This is a genomic window from Nocardia sp. NPDC004711, from assembly GCF_053601595.1.
The window spans coordinates 1-6,198 of record NZ_JBSGCB010000139.1 but is presented as its reverse complement, the minus strand read 5'-3'; the positions used below and the strand labels follow the sequence as shown (position 1 = coordinate 6,198).

At 64.8% G+C, this 6,198-nt stretch carries 4 protein-coding genes; 2 read left to right on the top strand and 2 right to left on the bottom strand.

Annotation, left to right across the window (positions count from 1 at the left end; all coding sequences use genetic code 11):
• Window positions 1-150: 150 nt before the first annotated feature.
• Window positions 151-3,420: a protein kinase domain-containing protein gene (locus ACWEKS_RS48625; protein WP_452346491.1), complete on the bottom strand. Its 3,270-nt coding sequence runs from the start codon at window positions 3,418-3,420 to the stop codon at window positions 151-153.
• A 1,119-nt stretch (window positions 3,421-4,539) separates the two neighbouring features.
• On the opposite strand from ACWEKS_RS48625, the gene ACWEKS_RS48620 reads away from it, so the two are divergent.
• Window positions 4,540-4,746 (top strand): transposase, encoded by a 207-nt coding sequence (locus ACWEKS_RS48620; protein WP_452346490.1) that lies wholly within the window; start codon window positions 4,540-4,542, stop codon window positions 4,744-4,746.
• A gap of 83 nt (window positions 4,747-4,829) precedes the next feature.
• Window positions 4,830-5,246: a hypothetical protein gene (locus ACWEKS_RS48615; RefSeq protein WP_452346489.1), complete on the top strand. Its 417-nt coding sequence runs from the start codon at window positions 4,830-4,832 to the stop codon at window positions 5,244-5,246.
• Window positions 5,247-5,308: 62 nt separating this feature from the next.
• Here the strand turns inward: ACWEKS_RS48615 and ACWEKS_RS48610 are convergent.
• A partial coding sequence (locus tag ACWEKS_RS48610; protein ID WP_452346488.1) for a transposase occupies window positions 5,309-6,198 on the bottom strand: 890 nt, incomplete at its 5' end.

Genomic DNA, 6,198 nt, shown 5'->3' with positions numbered 1-6,198 from the left:
CCGTCACCGCGCCATCCACTACGACGTCGGCAAAACCGTCAAACGACTCACAACCCTCTACCAACGCAACCGAGCCGGAGGTTAAAGACCAAGCTAAGCCCGCCCTTGGTCGGCCGTATTGACAGGTTGTGATGGCAATTCTCGACGCGCTCATTCTGGCTTGTGGTGAGAGTGCTCTGCGGACCAGGCTGCGATTTGTGCCCGTGAGGTGAATCCCAGTTTGGTGAGGATGTGCTCTACATGCCCTTGCGCAGTACGTTGCGAGATAGCCAGCCGGGCAGCGATTGCCTTGTTGGTCAACCCCTCAGCGACGAGGTCAGCGACTTCGCGCTCCCGCTTGGTCAAACCCGCCAATACACCTTCGGCTGCTGCCGCAGCGCGATGGCGCTCACCAAGCCCGAAGTCGACTGCCGCGTCGAAACTCATCGCGGCACCCTCCTGGTAGGCGGAATCGTATCCTCGCCTGCCGAGTATGTCGCGGATACTGCGCTCGCATTGCTGATGGTAGGCGAGCAACTGGGGATACACGATGCTGGAGGAGCCGACTGCGTGACCGAGTGCGTGGGCGGCGCCCAGCAACGCCGCCGCGCGCCGGGCGTCGCGCTTTTCGGCCACAATCCAGGCCAGTATCTCCAAACCGACCGCGGCGACAAGCGGATTGTCCACCCGTTGCGCCAACCGAAGAGCCTCCTCCACCAGCTGCGCCGCCCGCTCGCGCTTGCCCTGCCGCCAGACGGCGAGCGCCATGGGCCGCAGTGCCAGCGCGCGGAAGTAGGTCTCGCCGTGAGAATCCGAGACAGTCAGTGCCTTCTCGAGGCAGCCGATAGCACCCGGCATGTCCCCCCGCAGTACGTAAGTCCAGCCGAGCGCGACAAGTGTCCTCATCCCGATTACCACCTCACCACCGGTGGTGAGTGTTTCAATGGCATCGTTCAATCGGGCGCTCGCGCGAACGAGATCGCCAACACACAGAGCGGTGTACCCGTCGGTGGCGGCGAGCAGGGCAGCAATCGTAGGATCGGGTGTCTGCTCGGCCAAGGCGCGAAGCTCGGCCGCGCGCTCGATTGCGGCCGGAAGGTCACCCAAGGTCGCGGCGAGGTTGCTGCTTGTGGTGAGGACCTTGGCTCGGTCCGCCGCCGGCGCGTCGAATGTGCCGGCGAGCGTGCGGTCGCACCATCGTCGTCCCTCACTGAACCGCCCGGTCGAGATCCAAAAGAAATCTAGGGCAGCGGTGGTCCGTAGTCCGGCCTCGTCGGCCTCCGATCGGCTGAACTGCAGTGCCTTGCGCAGATTCGGTAGCTCACGGGTGATTCGGGCGGTCCATTCGAGCTGGCGCGGACTGACCCAGTCCGCCTTCCCCGCGAGCGCCAACCGCTCGTACCAGTCCCGATGGCGTCGGCACAGTTCCGCATCCTCGCCTGCCTCGGTGAGCTTCTGCATGCCGTATTCCTGCACGGTCTCCAGGAACCGGAATCGGACTGCGCCCCCGGCTTCCTCGCGGATCAGGATCGACTTGTCGACCAGCGCGGACAACCTATCGAGGAACTCAGGCTCGATTATGTCGCTGCCGCAGACATCCTCGGCGGCGTCGAGCTCAAAACTACCGGCGAAGACCGACAGCCGCCCCCACAACCGTTGTTCGGCTGGCGTGCACAGATCAAAGCTCCAGCCGATGCACCAGCCCAGTGTTTGCTGCCGTGTCGGCGCACCTCGACTGCTGCGGGTCAGCAGGCCATACCGGTCATCCAGCCGCGCCAGGATCTCCGGCACAGACATGGTACGCAGCCGTGCCGCTGCCAGTTCGATCGCCAACGGCAGCCCATCCAACCGGGCGCAGATCCGGGCCACGTCGACCTTGTTGTCCTCGTTCAGGGCGAAGCTGGGCACCGCCGTTGCTGCCCGTTCGGCGAACAATGTCAGCGCATCGTAGTGAGCCACCCCTCGCAGCGCGGGTTCGTCTGCGTGGTGTGGAACCCGCAGAGGTGGTACCGGAAATACCGATTCTCCGCCGATAGCCAGCGCCTCCCGACTGGTGGTCAGAATCCGTACCTCCGGGCAGGCCCGCAGCAGCGCCTGGGCCAGCTCCGCAGTCGCATCCACTATCTGCTCGCAGTTGTCCAGCACCAGCAATCTGCGCGCGGAAAGGAATTCCATGAGCACCTCGAGCATCGGTCTGCCGACCTGGTTGCGCAGGCCGAGGGCGGCGGCCACAACATCCACAAGCGACGCCGCATCGTGCAACTCACCCAGCTCGACCAGCCACACACCACCCGGGAAATCCCGCCGCACCTTGTCAGCGACACGTAGCGCGAGCCGGGTTTTGCCGACGCCGCCAATTCCCGTCAGGGTTACCAAACCCGACCCCGACAGCAGGGTCTTCACCTCCGACACCTCGCTGCGTCGATCCACAAAGCTGGTCAGCTCCCGCGGCAGATTCCCCGTGCCATCGCCCGCCGCAACGACGGCTCGACCGAGGATACTGCTCTTATCCATGGTTGCGAGCGTTGCCTGTTCGGCTCCTGGTTCGGCCCGCAGCGCCATCTGATCAACCCCGAATCCGTGCGCGCGCTGCACCCCCTGCAACTGCTCACCCAACACCGCGGCCGTGGGACGCTCCTGCGGGTCACGCGACATCGCCGCCTCGATCACCGCACTCACCTCCTGCGGAACTCCACGCTCACGCAGGTCCGGAACCGGCTGGGTCGTGATACGCAGAAACTGCGCCACCACCTGCTCACCGCTGCGGCGCTCAAACGCCGCATGACCGGTCAGCGCACAGAACAACGTGGCACCCAGCCCGTACACATCCGAAGCTCGACTCGGTGAATCCCCGCCGAGCACCTCCGGCGCGGTGAACGCCGGCGAACCGGTAACCGCACCGGTCGCCGTCCGAAACGCCCCAGTCATATGGGCAATACCGAAATCGGTCAACGCCGGCTCACCGTAATCGCTGAGCAGAATATTCCCCGGTTTGACGTCGCGGTGCAGAACCTCCGCCCGGTGCGCTGTTTCCAACGCACCGGCCATCTTCACCCCCAGGTGGAGCACTTGCTCCACCGACAACGGGCCATCGGCGCGGATTCGCGCGTCCAGAGAACCCTGCGGGTGGTACGGCATCACCAGATACGGCCGACCGGTCTTGGTTTCGCCGACCTCGAGCACCCCGATAATGTTCGGGTGGCCGGACAGCCGACCCATCGCCCGCTGCTCCCGGAAGAAACGCTCCCGATTCTCCGCCAGTTGGCAGGTAAGGACCTTCACCGCCACCATGCGGTCCAGAACAGGCTGGGTGCAGCGGTATACGACACCGAAACCACCCCGCCCGATCTCCTCGGCATTCTTCAACCCCACAGCACTCAACTCCGTGACCACATCAGCGCCAAGATCACGTTGCGTCTTGAATAGATCGGAGTCCACCATCAGCCACTCACATAACACTGCTCGGCTGAACAAGACGATACCCCACCCACAGTTCAATTGTGGTGACGTGACTGGCCATAGGGGTGGCGGGCGGTCGACGCATGCAGCGAGCTGCGGTAACTCCAGAGGTCACGCGGACCGAAGTCATAACCGCGCCATCTTCGGCGCTGTACCCAAAATCGGGCTAGACGGTTTCGGAATCAAGACCGCTGGCCTGATAACGGGCACACTCATTAGTTAGACAAGTGCCGCCGTGTCTCCGAGGAGGGGCTGTCCGGCAAAGTGGGCCGCTATGTTCGCGATTGCCCCTAGGAGCTGCTAATCGGGTTCGGTTGGTGAGTCGTCGCCAGCAGATCGGGGCTGCGGCGAGGTCGAGGAATCCGTGGTGGATGTCGGTGCGTCGTTCCCATCGGATGTCCAGTCGCCGGTACTGGTGGGGCAGGGCAAAGGATTGTTCGACGATCCAGCGGCCGGCGGTGACCTTGTCACGGGTGCCGCGGCGCGCGATGTAGCCGGTGATACGTCGTTGCCGCAGTTGGGGAATACACGCTGGGGTAGTCGTATCCCTTGTCCGCGATCACCGGTGGTGATCCGATGCCTGGGGCTGGCCCGCACGCCCGCGCAGGGGATGGTCGTTGATCTTGGCGCCAGACAGCGCCACTGCGCGCGGGAATCTGTTTCCGCAGGTCAGGATGCGGTGCTTGGAACCGGTCTCGGCGCGGTCCACCGGGGTTCGGACCTGTTGCGGCGCCCCCTAATGAGATGTAGCGGGTCGGTTAATCGGGCAGACTCGCTGCCGGTAGCGGCCGGCGGGTGAGTACTCTTTTGCCCCCAGGACACCGACTCCTGAAAAAAGATCGTGCCCCCGCTGGTCGACCGGGAGGATGGATCGCTGATGGGATGTCGTGCCCGCCGTGGCGGCGTGAGTACTTTTTCAACGGAGTGGGAGCAATTCCGCCACCGCGCCCCGGGCCTACTCAGCGGTAGTCGATGCTAGGCCAGCAGGATGCGATGGCGAAGTAGCTGGAAGCTGGCCCGGCCATACATTTGTCGGGACTGCTGCACAGATAGGTGACATCTGATTTGGCTTGCCTTCGGGCGGGCTGGAAGGATGCTGCTGTGCCCAAGCCCTACCCCTGCGAGTTCCGCGACGATGTCGTCCGGGTGGCTCGCAATCGTGATGCCGGGGTGACGTTGGAGCAGATCGCCGTCGACTTCGGAATCCACCCGATGACGCTGTCGAAATGGATGCGTCAGACCGATATCGACGAGGGAACCAAACCGGGCACCAGTACGAGCGAGTCGGCCGAGCTTCGGGAAGCGTAGCGGCGAATTCGGTTGCTGGAGCAGGAGAACGAGGTCCTCGAGCGGGCCGCCGCGTATTTCGCGCAGGCGAACTTGCCGGGAAAATGATCTACCCGCTCGTCCGCGAGCTGGCCGAGGACGGAATCCGCGTCACGGTGACGTGCCGGGTGTTGAATCTGGCCCGTCAGCCCTATTACCGGTGGATGGCCGAACCGGTCACCGACGCCGACCTCGAGCAGGCGTATCGGGCCAACGCCCTGTTCGACGCCCACCGCGATGATCCGGAATTCGGTTACCGATTCCTGGTCGACGAGGCCCGCGCCGCCGGTGAGCCAATGGCCGGCCGGACCGCCTGGCGGATCTGCTCGGCGCAGGGCTGGTGGAGCGTGTTCGGCAAGAAGCGCCGTGGCAAGGCCAGGCCCGGCCCGCCGGTCCACGACGATCTGGTCCAACGCAACTTCAGCGCCGAGGCCCCGAATCGGTTGTGGCTGGCCGATATTTCCGAACATCACACCGCTTGACGCCGGTCGAATACGAGACCATCACGACCCCACCGGCCAGTCAGGCGGCGTGACCGAAACTGTCACCTGATCTTGCAGCAGTCCCGTCGTTTGATCAGTGTGGTTTTGGTGTTGACGCCTTCGATTGGCGCGTTGCTGTAGGGCAGGGTGAGGCCGGCGACGGCAGCGGAGCGGTCTTTCTCCGGGCCGCGCAGGAAAGGCTCGAGTTGTCCGAGTCCTGCTTCACGGACCTGCCTGATCCATGCGTCGAGGTCGCTGCCGCGCCGTTCGGTCATGATCGCGGCGAATTCGCCGATCAGGCTGGCCAGGTCGGTCATTTCTGGGCAGGCGGCCAGGAGTTCGTCGAGGTGGGTGCGCCGCCCGGCGGGCAGATCGGTGGGCTTGCTCAGGGTCCAGGAGGTGAGCCTTCGTGGCGAGGGCATGAGTCGGTCGCCTTCGGCGCGGGGCTGGTTGAGGTATTTGTGCAGCAGATTGATGCCGCCGGTGTAGCCGAGGGCTTTGATCTCGTGGAACAGGTGCAGCACCGGGACACCGGGCTCGGCTTCGCGGCGTTGGCGCAGGTGGTCGCGGTAAGGGTCGACCAGGCAGGCGCGGTATTGCGGCGGGCGGCGCAACTGATCCGGTTCGGCGGTGCGGGCGTAGCGTTTGACGGTGTTGAGCGCCAAGCCGAGCCGGCGGGCGCAGTCCAGCCGTCCGACACCGTTGTCGAGCAGGTTGCGAACCGCATGCCAGCGTTGAAGAGTCGTTGTCCCGCGCGTCGTTGTCTCGCGGGTCGATGTCTGTCGTTTCGGCCCGGCCGCGGCCCAGCGTCGAGCGTGCGCGGCGACGGCGGTTTCGACCGCTCCGGCCAGTGGGTGCCAGAGGGCACTGGTAGGCCGCTGGCGAGGTTTCCGTTGGGACGGCTCCTTTTCCAGCGACCCCCAGCCCGAACCCGGTGTGCGGCTTTCACCGC

Excerpts from the sequence above, each read along its gene's own strand:
- ACWEKS_RS48625 (WP_452346491.1), bottom strand. The coding sequence starts at position 3,420 with ATGGTGGACTCCGATCTATTCAAGACGCAACGTGATCTTGGCGCTGAT.
- ACWEKS_RS48615 (WP_452346489.1), top strand. The coding sequence starts at position 4,830 with ATGATCTACCCGCTCGTCCGCGAGCTGGCCGAGGACGGAATCCGCGTC.